Raw genomic sequence first — 22,551 nt, 5'->3', positions numbered from 1 at the left:
ACACTCACTTCGATGAACTTATCTAACAAAAATATCAGACAACCCGGTGAAGAAAACTTCATGCCGGTATTCGGCGGAGAATTCGACTTTTTCTTAAATGGAACGACCACGAATGGATGGCTTTCCGGTGGCTTGTACATTGCACCACCTCAAGATGGTCCGGCCCCGCACATTCACCACCGCGAAGATGAATTCTTCCTGGTGATAGAAGGCCGGTTCTCGTTCTTCTTTGACGGAACATGGACCGAGGGTGGACCGGGGACAGCGGTGTATCTGCCTAGGGGAAAAGCTCATACGTTCCGCAACATTGGAGACACTCCGGGCAAACTCTACGTGCTGACAAATTCAGACGGGTTAAAATCGTTTTTTTCCCAATGTGAGAAGCCCTTTTATCGGCCCGATGGCCCGGATTTCCCAACCATCGCCGAGATCGGAGTCGCCCATGGGATCGAATTTGTCGATCCCGCAACCCTGGTGCCCTCCTAGGCGGGTCTAGTTGAGATTCGGAGCTGGATCGGGAGCGTTTCGATCCAGCTTTGAGGTGAGGTGGGAATTGATCTCACGAATGGGTTGCGATTGTCGGAGGATGGAGCAGGTTTGGCGCCGATGCACAGCGTTCCTGATTCCGGCAAGCCTACGATATTTGGCGTTTTACGTCCGATTGATTGGCTGCTGCTTGCGGTGCCGGTGGCATTTGCAATCCGCTACGTGCCAGGATGGAATCATCAAACGCTGCTCTTTTTGATTTCTGGAGTCGGTATCATTCCGCTGGCTGGATGGATGGGGCGCGCGACCGAGCATTTAGGCGAACGCGCAGGGCCTGGCATTGGAGGTTTGCTGAACGCGACTTTTGGCAATGCCGCGGAGTTGATCATCGGTCTGATGGCCCTTTCGAAGGGACTGACAGGCGTGGTGAAGGCATCAATTACCGGATCCATCATCGGCAACATTCTGTTAGTGGTTGGAGCATCATTGCTGGCGGGTGGCATTCGTTATCCCCGACAGACATTCAACCAAACGGCGGCACGTATTTCTTCGACATCGCTCAGCCTTGCCGCGATCGGTCTAACCATTCCGACGATCTTTCATTGGTCCGCCGCAGCGACGCCAGCGGGATGGTCGCCGGATTCGGAACAAAAACTGTCATTGGCGATCGCCGGATTGTTGTTGGTGACCTATCTATTGTGGCTGTTGTTTTCTTTGGTCACTCATAAAGGATTATTCAACGGTGAAGATGATGGGGATCCGGAGAATGATGCCTGGTCGATCGGCCGGTCCACGTTGATTTTGGCAGGTGCCACGATTCTGGTCGCTTTCATGAGTGAGTTCCTCGTTGGTTCGATTGAAGCTGCTCGGCATGCGTTGGGACTGTCCGAAGTTTTTGTTGGTGTGATCGTTGTCGCAACCGTGGGCAATGCCGCCGAGCACTCGACAGCGGTGGTGGTCGCTTTAAAAAACAAAATGGATCTGAGTCTCGGGATTGCCACTGGATCCAGCATTCAAATCGCCTTGTTCGTGACGCCCGTCTTGCTCTTTGCGTCCTACTTTTTCGGTCAACCGATGAATTTGGAATTCTCGCTGCCGGAAGTGGTTGCCGTTGGAGTCGCCGTCGCAATCTTGGTTCAGATTTGCGGGGACGGTGAATGCAATTGGCTCGAAGGGGCGCAGTTGCTCTCGGTGTATCTGATCATCGCAGTGTTATTTTATTTTCTACCGGAATCGACCCAAGAGCCGATGCCAAACTCTGCGCCCAAAGTCCTGAACGAAGCCAAACCGTAGATTTATGAGTCATCCATCATCATCGATTGCATTCGGTGCCCCGGGCATCGAACCCCGTTGGACGTCGAGTGCCAAGATTGGGGTCGGGACCGCTTATTCAAGCAGCTCAAATGTCTGGTTCACCTTGAGTCATGGCATCGTGAACGAAATTTATTATCCGCATGTGGATCTGCCGAATACGCGCGATTTGCAATTCCTCATCAGCGATGGCGAAACGTTTTGCCATCAGGAAAGCACGGACATGGATCACGAGGTCGAGTATCCAGAGGAAAACGTGTTATTCTATCGCTTGATCAATCGCGATCGCGGTGGGCGTTACCGGATCATCAAGGAAATCCTGGGCGAGCCGCATTCGCCGGTCTTGCTCGTTCATACCAAACTCGAAATCCTTGATCCTAGCTATGAAGGAAAGCTGCGCATGTATGTCCTGCTCGCTCCGCATGTGAAGGGGACGGGTCGAAATAACAACGCTCGCTGGGAAGATGTTGGCGGAAGAAATCTGCTGCATGCTTATCGGGAGGAAATTCATCTCATGCTCGGCTGCCACCCGGATTTCTCAAAGCGCTCGGTCGGATTCGTCGGAGCAAGCGATGGCTGGCGGGATTTGATGGATAACTTCCAGATGGATTGGGAATTTCAGTCAGCCGTGGATGGCAACCTGGCATTGACTGCAGAAGTCGATCTAACCGATGGCTTGGAGTTCACGGTTGGCGTTGGATTTGGCTATAGCCAGCAAAGTGCATCGACACAGCTCCTCCAGGCATTCGCGACGCCATTCGATCAGCTGAAAAAAAGATATTTCGAGCAATGGCAGCGGACTCGTAATGATATGGATCTGGCCAGTCACACGGGGGATGGCGCATCGATGGTTCGTTTGAGCAAGTGCGTGTTGTTAGCGCATGAAGATAAGATTTTCCCCGGAGCCTCTGTGGCTTCATTGAGCATCCCATGGGGCGAGATTAAAGATGATAGCGATCGCGGAGGATATCATTTGGTTTGGACCCGCGACATGGTCCACACCGCCACGGCATTGCTGGCTTGTGGTGAAACCGAATCGCCACTGCGTGCATTGATCTGGCTTTCCTGTGTGCAGGCACCTGATGGCTGTCTGCCACAAAACAGTGGGATCAACGGAGCACCGTATTGGCAGGCGATTCAACTCGATGAAGTCGCCGCTCCGATTTTACTGGCGTGGAGGCTTTTGCAGCATGATGCCCTGCGGGATTTTGATCCGCGGACGGTGGTCTTCCGTGCCGCCAGATTTCTGATTCTGAATGGTCCTGTCACGGGGCAGGAGCGGTGGGAAGAAAATGCCGGCTACTCGCCATCAACTTTGGCATCGCTCATTGCGGGACTTGTCGGTGCTGCCGAATTCGCAAGCCGCCAGGACGATGACGAAACGGCCCGGATTTTGTTAGATCATGCGGACTGGCTCGAAGCGAATCTCGAAAAATGGACCACCACCAAGTGCGGTGAGTTGTTGGAAGGAACGCCCAAGCATTACATCCGCATCACGCCAGCTGATCCCGGAGATCCTGTGGCTTCACCGGATCCAGATACCGTGGAAATCCACATCGCCAATGGAGGTGGCATCCACCCGGCACGAAACGTCATTAGCGGCGACTTCCTGCAATTGGTTCGGCTTGGCATCCGTGATGCAAGCGACCCGCTGATTGTCGACTCCATCGCGGTGCTCGATCATGTGCTGAAGCGTGAATTGCCGCAGGGCCCGAGCTGGCGGCGATACAACCATGATGGTTATGGCCAGAATCCCGATGGAACTGCCTTCGACGGAACCGGCGAGGGACGCTGCTGGGTCATTCTTACCGGCGAGCGGGGTCACTACGAACTTGCGGCAGGCAAGGACCCTTTGCCATTCATCCAAGCCATCGAGGATTTCGCCAATGAGGGCGGTATGCTGCCGGAGCAACTTTGGGATGCGGAAGACCTGCCCGATGGAAAAATGAAAATGGGCGCCCCGACCGGGTCGGCGATGCCACTTTGCTGGTCCCACGCGGAATACCTGGCGCTGGTGAACAGTCGCCGAAATGGCGTTTGTTTTGATCGAATGGAACCCGTCTATCAGCGCTACGTCGCCAATCGGGTTGCCGCATCTGTTTCGATCTGGACGCTCTCTCACCAGCTTCAGTCGGTCGATCCGGGACAAAAAATGCGCGTGGTTCTCGATCAAGCAGCGATGGTCCGATTCAGCACGAACGATTGGAATACGCACACGGATCTGGAACTGGTTTATCATGAAACTCTGGATTTGTGGTGGGTGGATTTGCCGACTTCAGAGCTGAAATCCGGGACCTTGGTTCGATTCACCTTCTGCTGGAAACAGGGAAATCATTGGGAGAACCGGAATTTCCACTTCGTCCTTCGATGATCTGCTGCAACTTGCAGTTGCAGAATAGCGATCAGACGGACAGATTGCGCCGATGAAAGACGCAAGAATCGGATTTGTGGGTGTGGGCAGAATGGGGGCCAACATGGCGAGGCGCTTGTCGGATCTGGGCTACAAGGTCACCGTCGTCTACGATCAGCACACGACCTTGGCGGAATCTCTAGCCGCCGAATTGGGCTGCTCCTCCGCCAAATCGCTGCCGGAGGTTACGGCCGGAAGTGACGTGATTTTCACCGTCGTGACGGACGATGCGGCGATGAACGGGATTTTTTCTGGCGAGGAATCCTTGCTGGTGGGGGCCGAAGGACGCCTCTTCATCAATTGTGCCACCGTGAGCCCGGCGGCCCACGAATCGGCGGCGAAAGCTGCGGCAGAAGTCGGTGCGCAAACCCTTGCCGCTAGCATGGCTTCAAGCATCACACAGGCACGTCAAGGCACGCTTTACCTCATGATTGGCGGGGACGAGGAGGTTTTCAAGAAGGCCGAACCGTTGTTGAACGATCTTTCGACCTCGCTGATGCACGTCGGACCGGTCGGAAATGCCGCGAAAATCAAAGCTTTGGTCAACATGGTGATGAATATCAACACCGCAGGCTTGGCTGAAGGGCTCGGACTGGGCGTTGCGCTCGGACTAGACCCCGGCGTTTTGAAGAAAATCTTCTCACAAACCGGCGCCAATTCGCGGGTTCTGGAGACGGATGGCGACGACATGATTGCGCGGGAACACGACTGCTACTTTTCGGCGGCTCATGCAGCCAAGGATAGCGGCATAGCGAATGCTTTGGCGGACCATGTCGGCATCAATGTCCCGCTTTCTCAGGCAACCCAGGCCCAATATGAGCGTTTGATTGACCTTGGCCTTGGCGATCTTGATAAATCGGCCGTCGCCGAACTCACATTTGCGGATCGAGCTGGCGCGTAAAAATACCTCTGAATTCATGACTTCCAGCGAGATACGAAATACTTTTGGCGAGCGAATCGATCACAATTTCCATCCCGGTACCCGCAGCAATGTGCTGGTGGTGCTCGGACATGGCGTGACCGGAAATAAGGACAGACCACTATTGGTCGCCTTGGCCAAAGGTCTTGCCGCGAAAGGTTGGCCATGCCTGAGAATTTCGTTTTCAGGGAATGGCGAGTCCGATGGCGAATTCACGGACTCCACCATTTCCAAGGAAGTCGGGGATTTGTCATCCGTGCTCACGTTTGTTCCGCAGGATGTAAGAGTGGCCTACGTGGGGCACAGCATGGGCGCGGCGGTCGGGGTGCTGACGGCAGCGCGTGATCCGCGGATTCAGCTGCTGGTTTCCCTCGCTGGAATGACCTACACTCGCGAATTTCTGGATCGCGAATTCGGCGATGTGACACCTGGCGAAGGCTGCATGTGGGATGATCCCGATTGCCCGCTTTCCGAGGCGTTTGCCGAAGACATGAAGAAAATCGACAACACGCTCGAAGCCGCGTCCGGCATCACCCAACCCTGGTTGATCATTCACGGAACGGCGGATGACGTGGTGCCGATTCAACACGGCAAGGATGCTTTCGCTGCCGCGAGTTGCGAAAAACGCTGGGTCGCAGTGCCGGATGCGGAACATTCCTTCGATCAAGAATCGTATCCACAAATCATCTCGTGCGTGGACTCGTGGTTGACCGCGAATTTGCTGTAAGAGATAAGTGAGCTGATGGCGCGCGAATACACGATTCATCGCACAACTCCGGCAGCTCATGCTTCCGGAATCGATTACGTTGCCGCGCTCAATACCGAGCAATATGCCGCGGTTTCATCTCCGCCAGGCAAGGCATTGGTCATTGCAGGCGCCGGTTCAGGAAAAACCCGGACCCTGACTTACCGTGTCGCTTGGCTGTTAGATCACGGAGTGGAATCGCGACAAATCCTGCTGCTGACGTTTACGAACAAGGCATCGCGGGAAATGATCGAACGCGTCCGCGAATTGGTGCCGCAGGATATTTCCGATCTTTGGGCCGGGACGTTCCATTCGATTGGGAATCGGATTCTACGCCGCCATGCAGAGGATTTGGGTTTCACTAGGTCCTTTTCAATTCTGGATCGCGATGACCAGAAATCGCTGCTTTCCGCCGTGGTGGCATCTTGTGAAATCGATACCAAACAGCGCCGTTTCCCGAAGCCGGATGTCTTGGCCAGCATTTTCAGCCTGATAGAAAACACGGGTGCCACCTTGGAACAGGTCGTTGCGGGCCGGTATGCCTACTTCTACGATTGGATCGATGAGATCGCGAAAGTGAAAGAAGGCTATGCGGCGAAGAAACAGGCGACCAACTCGATGGATTTCGACGATTTGTTAGGCCAGACGGTCCGCCTATTCGAGGAGCAACCGGAGGTGCTGGCACTCTATCAAAAGCGCTTCCGGCATTTGTTGGTCGACGAGTATCAGGACACCAACTCGGTGCAGGGCAGGATGATTTTCCTTCTAACAGGTGGATCTAACAGCCTCATGGCGGTGGGCGATGATGCTCAGTCGATTTATTCCTGGCGCGGTGCGGACATGGATCACATTTTGAGTTTTCCAACGACCTGGCCGGGATCGAAGGTATTCAAAATCGAGACGAATTATCGCAGTGTTCCGGAAATTCTCGATTTATCCAACGCCGCCATTCGGGCAAATACTGCCGGTTTCGAAAAGGATCTGAGATCGTCGCGCCAAGGCACGGGGATCAAGCCTGCGTTGGTCGCGGTGGAGGACCCGAACACGCAGGCGGCATTTGTCGCGCAACGCATTCTTGAGCTTCGGGATGAGGGCATCGAACTTGAGGAAATGGCCGTGCTTTACCGCGCACATTTCCAGAGCCTGGAGGTGCAGATGGAGCTGACACGACGCGGTATTCCATTTGGCATCACCAGTGGATTGAGGTTTTTCGAGCAAGCACACATCAAAGACGTTGCTGCCTTCCTGCGGTTTGTGACGAACCGAAAGGATGAAGTGAGCTTCAAGAGAATGACCATGCTCCTTCCCGGAATCGGCCCGGGGGCTGCGGAGAAACTTTGGCAAAGCTGGCTCAATTCCGGTTTCATTGACAACCCCCAGCCACCGCCGAAGTGGTCGGATCTTTTCCTGCAGTTCAAAGCTCCGAAAAAATCGGCGAAGCATTGGGAGCAGCTTTGCTACACGTTGGACGAATTGTCACCGGATGGCGAATTTGTGGCACCGTCGCAAATGATTTTCAGCGTTCTGGAAGGGGTCTACGATGACTACATCAAGGAAAACTTCGATAACTACGACAATCGTCGTAGTGACATCGAGCAGCTCTCCCAGTATGGTGGGAATTTCACGGACATCGAAGAGTTTCTGGCGCAACTTTCATTGATGAGCGCCGTCGATGGCGAACCGACAGGGGACCGCAGTGCGAACGATGATGAAAAGGTGACGCTTTCTTCCATTCACCAAGCCAAGGGGCTGGAGTGGAAGGCGGTGTTTTTGATTTGGCTGGCGGACGGGCAATTCCCGAACGGGCGGATTTTGGATTCGGATGATCAGGCGGCACTTGAGGAGGAACGGCGCTTGTTTTATGTCGCTCTAACCCGTGCGAAGGATGATCTTTATTTGAGTTATCCGATGATGAATCCCAAATCCTACACCGGCGACATCATCACCCGTCCTTCGAGGTTCCTTGAAGATTTTCCAGCGGAAATGGTTGAGGAATGGAAAGTCGGGATGGATCGGGGATGGAATGATGATGAGCCGTTTTGATCGGGCTGGCGACATGAGCGGATTTTCAGGGAGATGGAATTACCCGGCTGAATTGCCGGTCGTGGAGCATCGGGACGAGATTCTCGCTGCGGTTCGGAAGCACCGTGTCGTCGTGGTTGTCAGCGAAACCGGTTCCGGAAAAACCACGCAATTGCCGAAAATGGTGGCAGAGGCATTAGGCGAAAAGGGTGGCCGTGTCGGTTGCACCCAGCCTCGCCGAATTGCCGCCGCAAGCGTTGCAAAGCGGGTGGCGGAGGAGCTGTCGGTCGAGCTCGGCGACTTCGTCGGTTATCAGGTTCGCTTCGAAGATAAAACCACGCGGGACACGCGGATCAAATTCATGACGGACGGCATCCTCCTTGCCGAAACCCAGGGGGATCGTGATCTGGGTCAATATGCGGCTTTGATCATCGATGAGGCACACGAGCGTTCGCTCAACATTGACTTTTTGTTAGGTTATCTGAAAGGCGTCCTGCAGCGCCGCCCGGATTTCAAAGTGATCATCTCATCCGCAACGCTGGATGCGGGTTCGTTTGCAGGTTTTTTCGAGTTCAATGGGGAACCGGCACCTGTGATCGAAGCTCCAGGCCGGATGTTTCCGGTTAGCGAGTTTTATCTTCCGCCGAAAGACGATGAGGATTTGCCGCAACATGTGGCTCGTGCGGTGGATGAGCTGACGGTGGTCGACCCGACCGGCGATGTGTTGGTGTTTTTACCGGGCGAGCGGGAGATTCGTGAATGTGCGGATGTGTTAGACGGTCGGAAATACCGTGGCACCGAGGTTTTGCCCTTGTTTGCCCGCCTGGGTTTGGGAGATCAACAGCGGGTTTTTCAGCCGGGAAACAAGCGGCGGCTGGTTCTTGCCACGAACGTCGCTGAGACATCGTTGACCATTCCTCGCATCGCTTGTGTGGTCGATGCGGGCGTGGCGCGAGTTAGCCGATGGAGTCCGGGCAAAGGGGTGCAGAGACTTCAGATCGAGCCCGTGAGCCAGGCAAGTGCCCGGCAACGAAAAGGCCGATGCGGACGGGTGCGCGAAGGAACTTGCGTCCGACTGTATGAGGAAGCCGATCTAACCGAACGGCCTGAATTCACTGACCCGGAAATACGCCGCAGCTCTCTGGCTGGCGTCATCCTGCGAATGAAATCGCTGGGTTTGCCGGAAATTTCTGAGTTCCCGTTTCTCGATCCTCCGGCACCCAAGGCCATCGCCGAGGGCTACCGGACCTTGCGGGAAGTTGGCGCGCTGGATAAGGCGAAGAATCTAACCGATTACGGTCGGCAGATTTCACGACTGCCGGTCGACCCGCGCCTCGGACGGATGCTGATCGAGGCGCGTAAGGAAAATTGCCTGGCGGAAGTTCTTCCGATTGTCGCCGCCTTGGAATCGAACGATCCACGCGAACGCCCGGCGGAAAAAGCACGTGAAGCGGATGCGGCACATGCCAAATGGAAGGACGCCGAGAGTGACTTCATCGGGCTGCTGCGGATGTGGAAAGACGTGACGGAGTTCCGCGATGATCGCGGCCGCTGGAAGCGCAACGCGCTGCGGAAATTCGCCGGTGCGTCATTCCTGAATGCTCGCCGGGTGATGGAGTGGGCGAACGTTGCGGATGAACTAACAAGCCTGATCGAGCGCGAGTGGAAAATCAAAGTTGGTGAGATCGGCAGCAGTTTTGCCTACGCTGCCATTCATCGTTCATTGCTGTCGGGCGTCCCACGGCAATTCGGGTTGTGGGATCGGGAGAACAAAGCTTATCGCAGCGCCTCGGGCGGATTTTTTGCCGTATTTCCAGGCTCCGGATTATTCAACATCGGCAAGCGCTGGGAGTGGGTGATGGGAATGGAATTGGTCGAGACCTCGCGCCTGTGGGCGAGACGTGTCGCCAAGATCGATCCTGCATGGGTGGAGGCGGTGGCTCCTCATCTTTGCTCCAGCAAATACGGTGAAGCTCATTGGGACGAGAAACAGGGGGCGGTTTATGGCAAGGAACGGGTGATCTGTGGTGGCTTGCCGGTGGTTCAGGGGCGGCGCATTCACTATGGGCGTGTCGATCCGAAAGCGGCTCACTCGGTCTTTTTGCGCGAGGGCATCGTTGGCGGAGGACTGCGTCGCAAGGCGCGCTTTCTCCTCCGTATGGAAGAGCTGCGTGAGGAGTTGCAGGCGATCGAGCAAAAACTCAGACGGCCCGGCGGCTTGTGGAGCGATGAGGCGGTGTTGCGATTTTTTGAGGATCGCATTCCAGAGCGAATCAACACGGCCGCGGCGTTTCACAAATGGAATGGTGAGGATGAAGATCGCCTCATCATGCAGGTGGCTGATGTGCTCGATGAAGATATGGCATATCTCGGAGTTGAGGGATATCCAGACTCATTGGGATACGGGGATGACGAATATCAATTGTATTATCACACCGCACCCGGTGAACGGGATGACGGTGTGACGTTAGGAGTCCATGTGGATCAGCTTCCCGGACTTCCTGATTGGCTGCCGGATTGGGGCGTCGATGGCGATCTCGCGGAACGTGCGGAGGTCTTATTGCGGTCGCTTCCCAAGGATTTGCGAAAAGCCTGCCAACCCATCGCCCAAGTGGCGGAGGGATTTGCGGAGCTGTGGAGATTTGCCCCGAAGGACCAGCCGATTTTTCGTGCCCTTGCCGAGCATGTGAAAGATCGAACCGGCGCGTTTGTTCCAATCGATGCATTCGATGCTGAACGCCTGCCCTTGTCATTGGTGACCAAAATCTGGGTGTGCGATGATGAAGGCGAGGAACTGGCGATGGGAACCCATGTGGCGGTTTTGAAATTGCAGCTCGCCGATTACATGCGGGTTCGTTTCGAGGCGGCGGCCAATGCGGATGTCGAGCGCAGTGGCATCAGTTCTTGGGACGGAGAGAGTCTGCCGGATCAGGTGATGACGCCGGGCGGCGCGGCGTTTCCGGCATTGGTTGACGAGGGGAAAAGCGTCGGAGTCAAAGCATTCAGCGTGGCGGAAGAAGCGACCCAATCCCATCGCCGTGGCGGTGCGCGGTTGCTGTGTTTGGCGCATGATGGTGAGGTGGCTTATTTGATGAAAAAGTATCCCTTGGGGATGATGGCGAAAGTCGAGCTGTCACGTCTGGGTGATGGTGGCACCACACTGGAAGATCTCATACTACTCGCAGCTGAAGGTGCTGCAGGTGGTGAATTTCCGCGATCGCCGGAGGATTTTCGCCAGCTGAATCAAAACGTCAGGGGCAAGTGGTATGAGGCGGCGACGATGGTCGGCCGATCGGTGGATGATCTGCTCGACCAGTTGCCGGAGATTCGCGATTGGATCGCGGATAAAAAGGGCGATCGGAATTATGGCGAAATCGCGGATGACCTGGACGAGCAACTTGCTTGGTTATTGCGCAGACAATTTGCCTGGCGTGTAGGATTTTCCGGGCTGAAAGACTATCCGCGTCGGCTCAAGGCGATTCGCTCGCGGCTTGGGCGCATTGCTTCGCTACCCATGGTGAAGGATTTGGAAAAAATGCAGCGATTGCGCGAATACTGGTGCCCATGGTTCGCGCGTTGGATCGAAAATCCGGATGATGCCACCTTGTGGAATGCCGGGTGGATGCTGGAGGAGTATCGGGTTTCGTTATTTGCTCCTGATGTTCCCTGCATTTGGAAAATTTCTGAAAAGCGGATCGCTGAAGTGGTTGGCAGGCTTGCCTGATCCCGGGTGGAGTGCTTGGTTTGGGCAAATGAGAGCGCGAGTGACCAAGGATTTCCGATTTGAGGCGGCCCACACCTTACCAAGCCTGCCTGCGGACCACAAATGCCGGCAGATGCATGGTCACAGTTTCAAGGTCGAGATCTCGATCGAAGGTGAAGTCGATGAGACCATCGGCTGGGTTTATGATCACAAAAACATTTCGGATGCGATGCGTCCGCTGCTGGACAAGCTGGATCATTCGTATTTGAACGATATCGAAGGATTGGAAAGTCCCACAATCGAGCGGATGGCTGGCTGGTTTTGGAAGAAGCTGGCACCGCAACTTCCGGGACTGGCGGAGATTGTCATTTTCGAAACACCCACCGCACGCTGCTCCTTCCGAGGCGAATTTTGAGGGGTGGATTCTCCGCGTTTTTGATCCACAGTGATGGATGAAGACTCGGATCGAAAAGGACTCGATGGGGGAGATGGAAGTCCCCGCGGACGCACTTTATGGGGCATCCACCCAGCGTGCTGTTTTGAATTTCCCGATTTCCGGAACTCCGGTGCCGCCGCGACTCATCCATGCCTATGGCAGCATCAAGCGTGCAGCGGCGCAAGCGAACGCACGACTCGGCATGTTAGATGAGGCCGTGGCGGATCGGATTGCGAAAGCTGCGGGAGAAGTCGCCCGGGGCACCTATGATCGCCAGTTCCCAATTGATATCTATCAGACCGGTTCCGGCACCTCGACCAATACCAATGTCAACGAGGTGATTTCGCACCTGGCTTCCACCGAGGAGGGCAAGGTTCACCCAAACGATCACGTCAATCTGGGGCAATCATCGAACGATACTTTCCCGACTGCCATCCACCTTGCAGCGGGATGTGCGATCGAGAATCAATTGAAACCCGCGCTCTCCGGCCTTGCAGCGGCACTGTCCGAGAAGGCGAATGAATTTCACAAGATTCTCAAAATCGGGCGGACCCATTTGATGGACGCAACGCCGGTTTCCCTGGGTCAGGAATTCAGCGGTTGGGCCCGGCAAGCGGAATTGTCGGCAGCACGTGCGCAAAAGGCGCTCGATGCTTTGTTAGAGTTGCCTCTCGGCGGCACCGCGGTTGGGACCAGGCTGAATACCCATGAGGATTTCGCCAAAACGGCCATCGGATTGATCGCCGATGAAACAGGCATTTCATTTCGCGAAGCTGCGAATCATTTCGAAGCACAAGCGGCGAAGGACGCCTGTGTGGAAGCTCACGGACAGCTGGCAACGATCGCGGTTTCGTTGCACAAGATTGCCTGCGATATTCGGTTGTTAGGGTCTGGCCCGCGATGCGGATTCGGTGAAATCCGGTTACCGGCGACTCAGCCAGGATCATCGATCATGCCTGGCAAAGTGAATCCAGTGATGTCTGAATCCATGACCATGGTTGCCGCAAAAGTTGCCGGGAATCAAACCACCATGAGCTGGTGCGGGGTGGGGGGATTTCTGGAATTGAATGTCTCCATGCCCTTGATTGGTGCCTGTTTGTTAGAATCGATCGAGTTGCTTTCCAATGTGGCGACGGCTTTCCGGGACAAGTGTGTGGTGGACATCGAAGCCAACCCGGAACGTTGCAATGAACTGATCGAATTATCGCTTTCGATGGTCACCGCACTGGCTCCCAAGATCGGCTATGATCGGGCTTCGGCGATTGCGAAGGAATCGGTGAGTTCGGGGCGAACGGTGCGCGAGTTATGCGAGGAGCGACTTGAGGAGTTGAATTTGACTGCTGAACAGTTGGGCGAATTACTCGATCCAGTGCGGATGAGCGGATTGTAAAATCACAAAAAAAGCCGCTGTCGCATGACAGCGGCTTTCCAAATCGATAGATCCCGAAAGTGGATCAATGTCCTTGTGGCATTGGGAAAGGAAGGCCGGATGATTCAGGAGCGTCCTGAATTTCCACCAATTCCAATTCGAAAATCAACACGCTGTTCGGAGCGATGTCCGCACCGCTACGGCTTTCACCGTAGGCGAGGTCGCTTGGGATGTATACTTTCCACTTCGATCCTACTGGCATGCTGGTGAGTGCTTCCTTGAAGCCAGGGATGACCTGGAGTGTCATGGCAACAGGCTCGCCTTCTGGAGATTTGTCGAACTCCTTGCCGCTGATCAAACTTCCCTTGTAGTTGACCATGAAGATTTTGTCGCCGTCCTCTTCCTTGTAGGTCTGGCCTTTGCCTTCGGTCAGAACTTCATATTGGAGTCCGCTTTCGGTGGTTTTGACGCCTTCGCGCTTGCCGTTTTCTGCAAGGAACTCCTGGCCAGTCTTGAGGTTGGCGGCTGCTTTTTCGGTTTCACGAGCTTGCAGGGAGTTGCCAAAAGCGGTGAGGGCAGCGTCGATGTCGTCTTGGGAAAGGCTCAATTCCGCACCGTCCAAGCAGCTGAGGAAACCTTTCTTGAAGGCTTCGATATCGAGATCGGAGCTAACGATGCCGTAGCTGGCAAGCTGGCGACCGTTTTGGTAGCCGAGTGCATAGGAAGCATTGGTTTTGACCGTTGCAGGATCGATCGCAGGAGCGGCTTCCTCTGTGGCTGGAGCAGCTGGGGCTTCTTCGGCAGCGGCGGTTTGCGCGTGGGAAGTGATGGCTAGACCGAGAACCAACGCGGCCGGGATGAATTTACGAATCATGATCGTTGTTTAATAGGTGTTTTCGAACGGTATGAGAATGATTTCTCTCTGTCGAGAGTCGGGTCAAGGAATCCTGGTTTTTTAGCAGCAAGCCGAGCCATTGCAGGACGGCGTTGCTGGCAGATCTGGATCTGCCTCAGGAGGGGTAAGGGAAGGATTTGGAGCGAGGGTGGAAAGTCCCAATTTGGAAAGCAGGGCCCGGTCTTTCTCCACCGCAGGATTTTTTGCGGTGAGGAGTTTTTCTCCGTAGAAAATGGAATTGGCTCCGGCAAAGAAGCATAGCGCTTGGGTCTCGTCGGAAAGTCTGGTGCGTCCTGCGGAGAGGCGGATTTTTGCCTTCGGAACCGCGATGCGGGCGACGGCAATCATCCGCACGAGATCAAATGGGTCAACCTGGGGGTTTTCGGCCAATGGAGTGCCCGGCATCGGCATGAGAGAGTTGATCGGCACGCTCTCTGGCTGCGGGTTGAAATTCGAGATCACCTCAAGCAGACGCAGCCGGTCGGTGATGGTTTCGCCGAGGCCGAGAATGCCGCCGCAGCAGACCGACATCCCTGCGGCCTGCACATTGCGAATGGTGCGAAGGCGGTCTTCGTAAGTGTGGCTGGTGACGATGTTTGGATAATGTTCCGGCGAGGTATCCAGGTTGTGATTGTAGGCGGTTACGCCGGCTTCACGGAGGCGGACTGCTTCTTCAGGGCCGAGTTCACCGAGGGTGACGCAGACTTCCATTCCAAGGGTGGAAACGTCTTTGATGATATCCAGAACTTGCTCGAAGCGCTGGGTGCCACCGCGTACGCCACGCCAAGCGGCTCCCATGCAAAAGCGGGTAGAGCCCGTATCGCGTGCAGCTTGAGCGCGTTCCATGATGGCTGCTTTTTCCATCAGGCGCTCACTTTGGACGCCGGAATTGTAACGAGCGGATTGGGCGCAGTAGGAGCAGTCCTCGGAGCAGCCCCCGGTTTTGATGGAAAGCAGGGTGCAAAGTTGCACCTCTGCTTCCGGCCAGTTTGCTTCATGAACCCCGCGGGAACGCTGAATCAGTTCGAAAAACGGAAGGTCGTAAAGGCTCTGAAGTTCTGAAAGAGTCATGGAAGATGGAAAAGGACATGCAGGACCAAAGCCCGGACGTCAACTGCAACGGTTCATCTAACCCAGCTTCCGCTTACGGTGGGCAATTTATTGTCTGTAATCGACAGATATGAAGTCGGTCCTTTTGCTCCTTCCATAGGCATGCCAACGGATTTTTTCCAGACGGCACTCATGCTTTCGCCCGTGTGGCAGCCCCAGCTTTTGCAATAAGCGTTTTTGCTGAAGACCGAGCTTTTGATGCGTGAGAGATCGTTTTCATGCAGCACTTGTGTCGAGGCGGCCATGATCTCATTGCCGTAGTCGAGAAGGAATGCATAGCGGTTCGAATGGCCGAAATAGTCGAAGGTTTCGACCGCACCACGTGGACGGGAATTGATCGCGCGGATCAGATCTCCAGATGAATTGACCCAGATCAATGAGGTATTTCGTTTCTTTGCCAGATTGGCGATCCAGGTCGTGTAGGGTTGGCTGTCTTCCTGGCCACGGGTGACGTAGCTTGGTTTATAGACGATCCAGACGACTTTTACATCGTTGCCATACGCGGTGCGCAACTCGTCGATACGAATGGTGGATGCGCGAACGAAATTTCCCCAGAAGCGATCATGTTGATCATCCTTAACCCGGAGATTTTCCCATTTCCGCAAAGTCGGTCCGCCAGTGACGATGACGTGCTCCTTTTGTTGGGAAACTGCCGTGCAACTTGTCAAAATTAGGAATGTTATCGCTGCAAGCTTCTGCCAAAGTCCTTTCATGGCGCATATGCTAGGCGCACCTTGCGATTCTGCAAAGTGAGAACTCAAAAAGCGGGGGAGATGAGTATAAAAAAATCCACCCCGCCGGAGACGAGGTGGATTTGGAGATGTTGGCGCCCCTCAGTTCGCAGGAGCGGATCCGTTGCGGATGATGTCGAGGAAGCTCTGAGGCTCCAAAGCAGCACCGCCGATGAGTGCGCCGTCGATATCCGGCTGGGCCATCAGTTCGGCTGCATTGCCTGGTTTCACACTGCCACCGTATTGGATGCGGATCTTGGCAGCCGCATCAGGTCCGTAGATCTCAGCGATGAGCGAGCGAACAAAGGCGTGGGCTTCCTGAGCTTGCTCAGAAGTTGCGGTAACGCCGGTCCCAATTGCCCAGACGGGTTCATAAGCGATGACAATTTCGTTCAGATCCTTCTCCGAAATGTCCTTGAGTCCTTGGGTAACCTGAGTGCGGAGAACGGATTCCAGTTTGCCGCCTTCACGCTCAGCGAGGGTTTCGCCGATGCAGAAAATCGGCTTCAGGTTGGCTTCACGGGCCTTCTTGATCTTCGCGTTGATCTTCGCATCCGTCTCACCATAGATCGAGCGGCGTTCGCTGTGACCGAGGATGACATAGTGGACAAAGAATTCACGCAGCATCATGACGCTCACTTCACCCGTGTAGGCACCCGAATCGTATTCCGAGCAGTTTTGGGCGGCGATTTGAATGGCGTGGGCATTCTGTCCGGCAGTCGCGGTGTGCAAGAGGTCGGCCAGCTTTGGCAGGGAAACAAATGGTGGGGCGATGACGATTTCACTGGTGAAATTCATCCCCTGGGTCTTGGAAAGGAAGCTCTTCACAAAGTCTTCCGTTTCGGAAGCCCCCTTGTTCATTTTCCAGTTGGCGGCAAAAATCGGCTTTCGGCTCATGGTAGCTAAATAATCGTTTCGGGCAGATGGGGGGTAGAATCACGCGTCGCTCAATGCGGCGACACCAGGCAGCACCTTGCCCTCGAGAAGTTCGAGGGAAGCTCCACCACCGGTGGAAATGAAGGTCATCTGGTCATCCAGACCAAATTGATTCACCGCAGTCACGGAATCTCCGCCGCCGACGATGGTGACGCCTTCATTCTTCGCCATTGCTTCAGCGATGGCCTTGGTGCCTTTGGCAAAACTTTCGATTTCGAACACACCCATCGGTCCGTTCCAGATGATGGTTTTCGCTTTGGCAACTTCAGCGACGAATTCATCGATGGCGACGTCGCCGATGTCGATGCCTTCCCAGCCGTCTGGGGTCGCGCCACCTTTTTCGTATGGATCGGTGACTTTGGTTTCAGCGCCTTCCTTGAATTCCTGAGTGATGCGGGTGTCGGCAGGGAGCAGGAAACGGACGCCTTTTTCCTTGGCCTTGGCGAGGATATCAAGCGCGAGGTCGAGTTTGTCGGCTTCCACACGGCTGTTGCCGGTGGCGTAGCCTTGAGCCTTGCGGAAGGTATTGGCCATGGCGCCACCGATCAGGAACGCATCGGCTTTTTCCATGAGGGCGGTGATGACCTGGATCTTGTCCGAAACCTTGGCACCGCCCATGATCACGAGGAACGGTTTTTCCGGATTTTCCAGCTTGCCGACGAGGTATTCGAGCTCGCGGTCGAGCAGGAAGCCGGATGCGGATTGGGCGATGAAATGAGTCACGCCTTCGGTCGAGGCGTGGGCGCGGTGAGCGGTTCCAAAGGCGTCATTGACGAAGATATCGGCGGAGCCGGCGAGTGCCTTGGCGTAGTCCTTGTCATTGGCTTCTTCCTCAGGATGGAAGCGAGTGTTTTCGAGCAGCAGCACTTCACCCGGCTGTAAGGCGGCGCGGAGTTTTGCGACTTCTTCGCCCACGGATTCCGGAGCGAGTTTGACTTCCTGGCCGAGGATTTCGCTGAGGCGAGCTGCGGCAGGCGCGAGGGAAAACTTGGCTTCCGGGCCGCTTTTCGGGCGACCAAGGTGAGAGGCGAGGACCAATTTCGCTCCACCGGCGATGAGATGCTTGATGGAAGGCACGGCCGCCTGGATCCGGGTATCATCGGTGATGACGCCGTCTTGGAGCGGGACGTTGAAGTCAACACGCATGAGGACTTCCTTGGATTTTACGTCGAGATCGCGAATGGAAAGTTTTGCCATGAGCGGGAATCCCGCCTGAGTCCGCGGCCGGTGTCAAGTCACAGGTGATTCAGGCTACGGCGGATGAAGTTATTTCGGAAACGGCCCTTCCAAAAAACGGTAATACTGGCGACGAATATCCGTGTAACCGATCGATCCCTGAAAATTTTCCCCGAGGATGAATTGATTCGACTTGGCTGACCATTCGACCGCGGCTTTTCGATCTCCCTTGGCAAATTGGATTTCTGCCATGGTATCCATGTAGGCTGGATTCTCAGGAGCATTTGCAAGCGACTGATTTTCCAATTGTTCGGCTTCATCGAGGTGGGATTTGGCACGCGCCGCCATCCATCCAATCGTATTCAGGCTGTTGTGAGCGTTTGGGTATTTTTTGATGATGGGAGCGAATCGTTTCCATGATTCTTCAAACCAGGCATCGCTTTCTTGGGTCAAACCCGCAGCCCGTATGGCGGGGAAGAAATAGTCGGCCAAACTGCCCGCCGTCGGCATGAGCTTGTGGCAATCGTCCAGCATTTTCAGGGCTTTTTCTCGGTCAGTAGGCAAGAGATCCAAGGCCTTGTAAACATCCGCTCGGAGGCGATAAGACAGGTTTTCTGTGTTGGTGATTGCGAGGTAGGCAGTACTTTGGGAGGCAATGAATTCGGCTAATGCGGCAGCTCGCTTCCAATCACCGGTATCGGTCACGGTATCGAGCAGAGAAGTGAACACGAGGCGGACTTCGATGAGGTTATCCGAACACTCCATTGCGGCCCTGTCCCACCAGACCTTTGAGTGAGTGTAATCCCCAAGGTCGTCGTAGGCGCGTGCAATCCCGGTATTCTGACCTAGGGCTAATCGGTCAACCCATTGGTCCTGTTCGGCAGCTTCTTGATCTTTGCCGACTCGACGCAAGGCGCTGGCAGCGTAAGCATGCATGATCGGATTCAGTTTGCCCTCGTCCGTCTGGATTTGTTCCAAATAGAAATCAGCCAACTCCTGCCAACGGTTCGCCATGATCAAAATGCTGGGACGGAAACTTTCGATGGGGCTCCTATCGAAAACGGCAGGTTCTTGATCCATCAGACGTAAAACCTCACCAAGCACGGGTTTTTTCAAAATCAGGAACGTTATGTTATCGAGTAGCTTCTGGCGGCGGGGTTCAGGGGTGTCCCCAATCGCTTTCCAAAAGCGGCCCATCCATAGCTCCCGGCAGTTCGCGGCCTCGGGGACATCGTAAGAAATGCCGCTTTGTAGCGACATGATGCCATCGTAACGATCTGCAGCAGACGACTCAGGGGCTACAGTTGCCATCCAGTCCAAGATGTCATCCCACTGTGGCTCATTACCTAAAATCACGGTATAACATTCCTTCCAACGCTGGGCATCATCTCCTGCCCAATCCATGGTCAGCTTCCGGTCGTAGGATAATAATCCCCGGTCATGAAAATAGGAGATCTCTTTCAATATCTCACCATCTTCGCCAGAGGCGATTTTCTCCATGATCGGATCGAGTGCTTGTGCGATTTCTCCACTGAGACCGTGGGTAGCCATCAGTGAGAGCAGAATATCCAACTGATACAGGTCTCCTGAATCAGCTTGTTCGAATTGTTCTCTGGACTGATATTTCTTGTAAGCGTCTTGAAGTGCGCTGACCAGATCTGGTTGATCCGGGTCGATTCCCAAGCACTTGAGCGCTTCAGGAATATCCTCTTTGCTAATGTAATACTCAGCCGCAATGGCTGGTCGTTTGATGCGCAATTCTGATAGCACCAGATCGGGCCGGGCGAGTTGGTAAAGGGCCTGGGCGGTGCCGTCTTCCACCCAATTCTCATTTCCCTGGATTTGGCGGGTGAGGGGAAGCAGATCTTCGTCGCTCAAGCTGCCTTGGGTCCAACGTTGGATCGCCAATTTGAGGTAAGTTCTGGAGTTATCCTGAATATCGGAGTTTCGCATCTGGAGTTCGAGCAATGGCACCGGATCGCCATGCAGCGCCGCCAATGTCGCTCCCAGGGTTGGTTCCTCGACCTGACCTGCCTGGCGCAGTGCGGATTCCAAATCACCGGAAGCTCGGTATAGAGCAAATAGCCAGGCGTCCTTGCCCTTGGCAGTGGAGGTTTTCGCCTTCTCCAATTCTGCGCCTAGTGTGCCTTGGGCGCGAAAAAATTCAGCCAGAGCAAGCAAGCCGCTCGCATTTGCGGGAGCGAGTTCCAGCAGAGTTCGTGCTCCCTCGGTATCGCCGCCGACGATTTTTTCACGGGCAGCGTATAGCGCAATGTTGTGAATGTTGAAGCTCCTATCGGATTCCATCTCGATTCGGACGGATGGATCGGTTTCTGCGGCGAAGAGTCTCAGCACTTGTCCCAGCGCTCTCATTTGAGTCATCGCCTGGAGAATGCCGATTTTCCTGGCAGGGCGTGCGGTGGCATATTCTTCCGCCAGTTTTTCCACTTCTGGATCCGTATCCGGCGTGATCAGTAACTGGATTTTGCGGAGCACTTTTTGGGCACGGAAGGCGACCTCTGGATCGTCACTTTGAGCCGCTTGCTTCAACTCATCCATGGCCGTGAAACCCAGCTTCCAAAGCGCCAGCGTAGCTTCCTCACGCGTGTGGTAATCCTCGGATGCCAACTCGGCCACGAGTTCCGCAGTGGTTTTCGGTGCTGGGTTGGCCGGTTGCGCCACTTCCGCAGCATGCAGGGTGGCCAGGCACAAAAGGGCGGTGGTCAGGAACGCGCCGGAAAATTTCATCCCGATCAGATTCGGGGAATTTCCCCGGAAAGCAATCCTGCAAAAAAAGAGAAACCGCTGTGCCGTTCTTGGCGCTATGAGCCACGTTCCGTAAGCTCAACAGGTGGGGCCGTCCAGTTTAAGTCGGTCTTCCTATAAAGGCGTGACCTTTTTCGCCGGATGAATGGCCCCTGTCTATTCATATCGGTTCGGGCTAGCTGCCAAAATCGAACGCACACAGCAGTCGGCGGTGACCATAGGAGAGGACCGCTCCGCCGCAAACAAAATTCCGACAAATCGACTGATGATTTTCAGCACGAGATTTTGCCTGTCAGACAGCAGCGCCAGTGCTAACAATCCCGTCCATGAGACTGCTCTGCCTGTTTGCCGCAATGTGCCTGATCGCTCGCGGTGAATCCACCGGACTTCCCGATCCAGACGAGGCTGCTTACCCAGCGATTGAGCGCTTTGTGCAGGTTCTTGAAACCGTCCGCGCCAGGCACCCGGATGTCGATAAGCTGGCCTATGATCGTCTGGTGAACCACGCGCTAGAGGGCATGCTGGCTAGTCTCGATCCGCATTCGTCCTTCATTCACCCGGAAATGGCGCGAATGACAGACCTGGACACGGAGGTGCCGTCCATCGGGCTCTCGCTCGGGCTACGCGATGATGGCCCCTACATCGCGGCCGTGGCTCCACTCGGACCTGCTGCTCAGGCAAAGGTTTTGCCGGGAAGCTCGCTCTTGAGCATTGATGGTCAGCCTACAAAAGGAGCGGAATTTGGCGACCTGCTAGCCAGTCTGCATCGCCAGGCCGGTGAGGTGACCCATCTCAAAATCAAGCCGGTCAACGAGCCGAGACCCGTCGAGGTGGCATTAACTCACCGCTACATCGAGCAGCAGTCCGTAACCGAGGCCAAAATTCTCAACGATGAAAAGCATCTTGGCTACGTCCGTCTTGCCAGATTCGGAGCGACTTCCGCTCGCGAAATGGAGGCCGCGCTGGATGAACTGGAAGACAAGGGGATGACTTCGCTGATTCTGGATCTGCGCGGCAACGGAGGCGGGGATTTGCACGAAACCGTGAAAATTCTGGGTTTGCTGCTACCACCCAACACGGCGGTCGTTACCACACGCGGGCGCGATGGCGAAATGGGCGAGCCAATGAAAACCCCGGAACGCCAACGCCGGAAACGGGAATACCCGGTGACTGTGATGATCGATCGCATGTCCGCCTCGGCTTCCGAACTGACGGCTGGGGCATTGCAGGATCTGAAACGTGCCACCATTGTTGGCGAAGTGAGTTACGGCAAGGGATCGGTTCAAAACATCATCCCGATGGGCGGTGGCACCGCGTTACGGCTCACCATCGCCACCTACCACACGCCCTCAGGAAGAACGCCACATGGCGTGGGAATTACGCCCGACATTCCGGTGGAAATCACCACCGAAGATCGGGAGAATTTCGAAAATTGGTGCCGTCTGGATTCGCTCCCACCGGAGGTTCGCACACGGATTACAGCCTGGCACGACAAAACCCTGGAGAAAGCGATCGAGACCGCCGAAAAATGAAATT

16 protein-coding genes and 1 other RNA gene are annotated in these 22,551 nt (G+C 55.0%); 10 read left to right on the top strand and 7 right to left on the bottom strand.

Features of this window, described 5'->3' with window-relative positions; translation table 11 throughout:
• Positions 1-12: 12 nt before the first annotated feature.
• The 9 genes from JIN85_RS06365 (at position 13) to JIN85_RS06325 (ending at position 13,422) form a co-directional block, all read left to right on the top strand.
• Positions 13-486, top strand: coding sequence for a cupin domain-containing protein (locus JIN85_RS06365; RefSeq protein ID WP_200268780.1), 474 nt, complete (start codon positions 13-15; stop codon positions 484-486).
• A gap of 120 nt (positions 487-606) precedes the next feature.
• A complete protein-coding gene (cax, locus tag JIN85_RS06360) occupies positions 607-1,779 on the top strand; it encodes a calcium/proton exchanger (RefSeq protein WP_200268779.1) in 1,173 nt (390 codons plus the stop codon).
• Between the two features lie 4 nt (positions 1,780-1,783).
• The gene (locus JIN85_RS06355; protein ID WP_200268777.1) at positions 1,784-4,168 is read left to right on the top strand and encodes a glycoside hydrolase family 15 protein; all 2,385 of its coding nucleotides are present in this window, start codon (positions 1,784-1,786) and stop codon (positions 4,166-4,168) included.
• Between the two features lie 52 nt (positions 4,169-4,220).
• On the top strand, positions 4,221-5,108 hold the full coding sequence (locus tag JIN85_RS06350) for an NAD(P)-dependent oxidoreductase (RefSeq protein WP_200268774.1): 888 nt from the start codon (positions 4,221-4,223) through the stop codon (positions 5,106-5,108).
• Positions 5,109-5,124: 16 nt separating this feature from the next.
• On the top strand, positions 5,125-5,853 hold the full coding sequence (locus tag JIN85_RS06345; RefSeq protein WP_200268772.1) for an alpha/beta hydrolase: 729 nt from the start codon (positions 5,125-5,127) through the stop codon (positions 5,851-5,853).
• A gap of 15 nt (positions 5,854-5,868) precedes the next feature.
• Complete coding sequence (locus tag JIN85_RS06340; RefSeq protein WP_200268771.1) at positions 5,869-7,914, top strand: ATP-dependent helicase; 2,046 nt, start codon at positions 5,869-5,871, stop codon at positions 7,912-7,914.
• Positions 7,835-11,617 carry an ATP-dependent RNA helicase HrpA gene (gene hrpA, locus JIN85_RS06335; RefSeq protein WP_200268769.1) on the top strand — a complete coding sequence of 1,261 codons (3,783 nt, stop codon included), beginning with the start codon at positions 7,835-7,837 and terminating at the stop codon, positions 11,615-11,617. The genes JIN85_RS06340 and hrpA overlap by 80 nt, the downstream gene beginning before the upstream one ends.
• Before the next feature lie 28 nt (positions 11,618-11,645).
• Entirely contained in the window at positions 11,646-12,011 is a 366-nt protein-coding gene (queD, locus tag JIN85_RS06330) for a 6-carboxytetrahydropterin synthase QueD (protein ID WP_200268767.1), read from the top strand.
• Positions 12,012-12,048: 37 nt separating this feature from the next.
• On the top strand, positions 12,049-13,422 hold the full coding sequence (locus tag JIN85_RS06325; RefSeq protein ID WP_200268765.1) for a class II fumarate hydratase: 1,374 nt from the start codon (positions 12,049-12,051) through the stop codon (positions 13,420-13,422).
• Positions 13,423-13,486: 64 nt separating this feature from the next.
• Here JIN85_RS06325 and JIN85_RS06320 read toward each other — a convergent pair whose 3' ends face one another.
• The 7 genes from JIN85_RS06320 to ssrS form a co-directional block, all read right to left on the bottom strand.
• Entirely contained in the window at positions 13,487-14,275 is a 789-nt protein-coding gene (locus JIN85_RS06320) for an FKBP-type peptidyl-prolyl cis-trans isomerase N-terminal domain-containing protein (protein ID WP_200268763.1), read from the bottom strand.
• An 81-nt stretch (positions 14,276-14,356) separates the two neighbouring features.
• Positions 14,357-15,367 carry a biotin synthase BioB gene (gene bioB / locus JIN85_RS06315; RefSeq protein ID WP_200268761.1) on the bottom strand — a complete coding sequence of 337 codons (1,011 nt, stop codon included), beginning with the start codon at positions 15,365-15,367 and terminating at the stop codon, positions 14,357-14,359.
• 53 nt (positions 15,368-15,420) lie between these two features.
• Positions 15,421-16,074 carry a hypothetical protein gene (locus tag JIN85_RS06310; protein ID WP_200268759.1) on the bottom strand — a complete coding sequence of 218 codons (654 nt, stop codon included), beginning with the start codon at positions 16,072-16,074 and terminating at the stop codon, positions 15,421-15,423.
• A gap of 165 nt (positions 16,075-16,239) precedes the next feature.
• Positions 16,240-17,034, bottom strand: a complete 795-nt coding sequence (gene tpiA / locus JIN85_RS06305; protein ID WP_200268757.1) for a triose-phosphate isomerase — start codon at positions 17,032-17,034, stop codon at positions 16,240-16,242.
• A gap of 39 nt (positions 17,035-17,073) precedes the next feature.
• Complete coding sequence (locus JIN85_RS06300) at positions 17,074-18,270, bottom strand: phosphoglycerate kinase (RefSeq protein ID WP_200268755.1); 1,197 nt, start codon at positions 18,268-18,270, stop codon at positions 17,074-17,076.
• Positions 18,271-18,339: 69 nt separating this feature from the next.
• Positions 18,340-20,997 carry a hypothetical protein gene (locus tag JIN85_RS06295; RefSeq protein WP_200268752.1) on the bottom strand — a complete coding sequence of 886 codons (2,658 nt, stop codon included), beginning with the start codon at positions 20,995-20,997 and terminating at the stop codon, positions 18,340-18,342.
• A gap of 47 nt (positions 20,998-21,044) precedes the next feature.
• Positions 21,045-21,226, bottom strand: a non-coding RNA gene (ssrS, locus tag JIN85_RS06290) — 6S RNA.
• A gap of 115 nt (positions 21,227-21,341) precedes the next feature.
• Between ssrS and JIN85_RS06285 the strand changes: the two genes are divergently transcribed.
• Entirely contained in the window at positions 21,342-22,547 is a 1,206-nt protein-coding gene (locus JIN85_RS06285; protein ID WP_200268750.1) for a S41 family peptidase, read from the top strand.
• Positions 22,548-22,551: the final 4 nt, after the last annotated feature.

Origin of the sequence: Luteolibacter pohnpeiensis (genome assembly GCF_016595435.1) — a bacterium.
GTDB lineage: Bacteria > Verrucomicrobiota > Verrucomicrobiia > Verrucomicrobiales > Akkermansiaceae > Luteolibacter > Luteolibacter pohnpeiensis.
The sequence above is the reverse complement of the archived record's forward strand: the minus strand, read 5'-3'. Positions and strand labels throughout refer to the sequence as shown.

Bases quoted from the DNA above. Each gene is read 5' to 3' on its own strand.
- JIN85_RS06365 (WP_200268780.1), top strand. From the start codon at position 13: ATGAACTTATCTAACAAAAATATCAGACAACCCGGTGAAGAAAACTTC.
- cax (WP_200268779.1), top strand. From the start codon at position 607: ATGCACAGCGTTCCTGATTCCGGCAAGCCTACGATATTTGGCGTTTTA.
- JIN85_RS06355 (WP_200268777.1), top strand. From the start codon at position 1,784: ATGAGTCATCCATCATCATCGATTGCATTCGGTGCCCCGGGCATCGAA.
- JIN85_RS06350 (WP_200268774.1), top strand. From the start codon at position 4,221: ATGAAAGACGCAAGAATCGGATTTGTGGGTGTGGGCAGAATGGGGGCC.
- JIN85_RS06345 (WP_200268772.1), top strand. From the start codon at position 5,125: ATGACTTCCAGCGAGATACGAAATACTTTTGGCGAGCGAATCGATCAC.
- JIN85_RS06340 (WP_200268771.1), top strand. From the start codon at position 5,869: ATGGCGCGCGAATACACGATTCATCGCACAACTCCGGCAGCTCATGCT.
- queD (WP_200268767.1), top strand. From the start codon at position 11,646: ATGAGAGCGCGAGTGACCAAGGATTTCCGATTTGAGGCGGCCCACACC.
- JIN85_RS06325 (WP_200268765.1), top strand. From the start codon at position 12,049: ATGAAGACTCGGATCGAAAAGGACTCGATGGGGGAGATGGAAGTCCCC.
- JIN85_RS06320 (WP_200268763.1), bottom strand. From the start codon at position 14,275: ATGATTCGTAAATTCATCCCGGCCGCGTTGGTTCTCGGTCTAGCCATC.
- bioB (WP_200268761.1), bottom strand. From the start codon at position 15,367: ATGACTCTTTCAGAACTTCAGAGCCTTTACGACCTTCCGTTTTTCGAA.
- tpiA (WP_200268757.1), bottom strand. From the start codon at position 17,034: ATGAGCCGAAAGCCGATTTTTGCCGCCAACTGGAAAATGAACAAGGGG.
- JIN85_RS06300 (WP_200268755.1), bottom strand. From the start codon at position 18,270: ATGGCAAAACTTTCCATTCGCGATCTCGACGTAAAATCCAAGGAAGTC.
- JIN85_RS06295 (WP_200268752.1), bottom strand. From the start codon at position 20,997: ATGAAATTTTCCGGCGCGTTCCTGACCACCGCCCTTTTGTGCCTGGCC.
- JIN85_RS06285 (WP_200268750.1), top strand. From the start codon at position 21,342: ATGAGACTGCTCTGCCTGTTTGCCGCAATGTGCCTGATCGCTCGCGGT.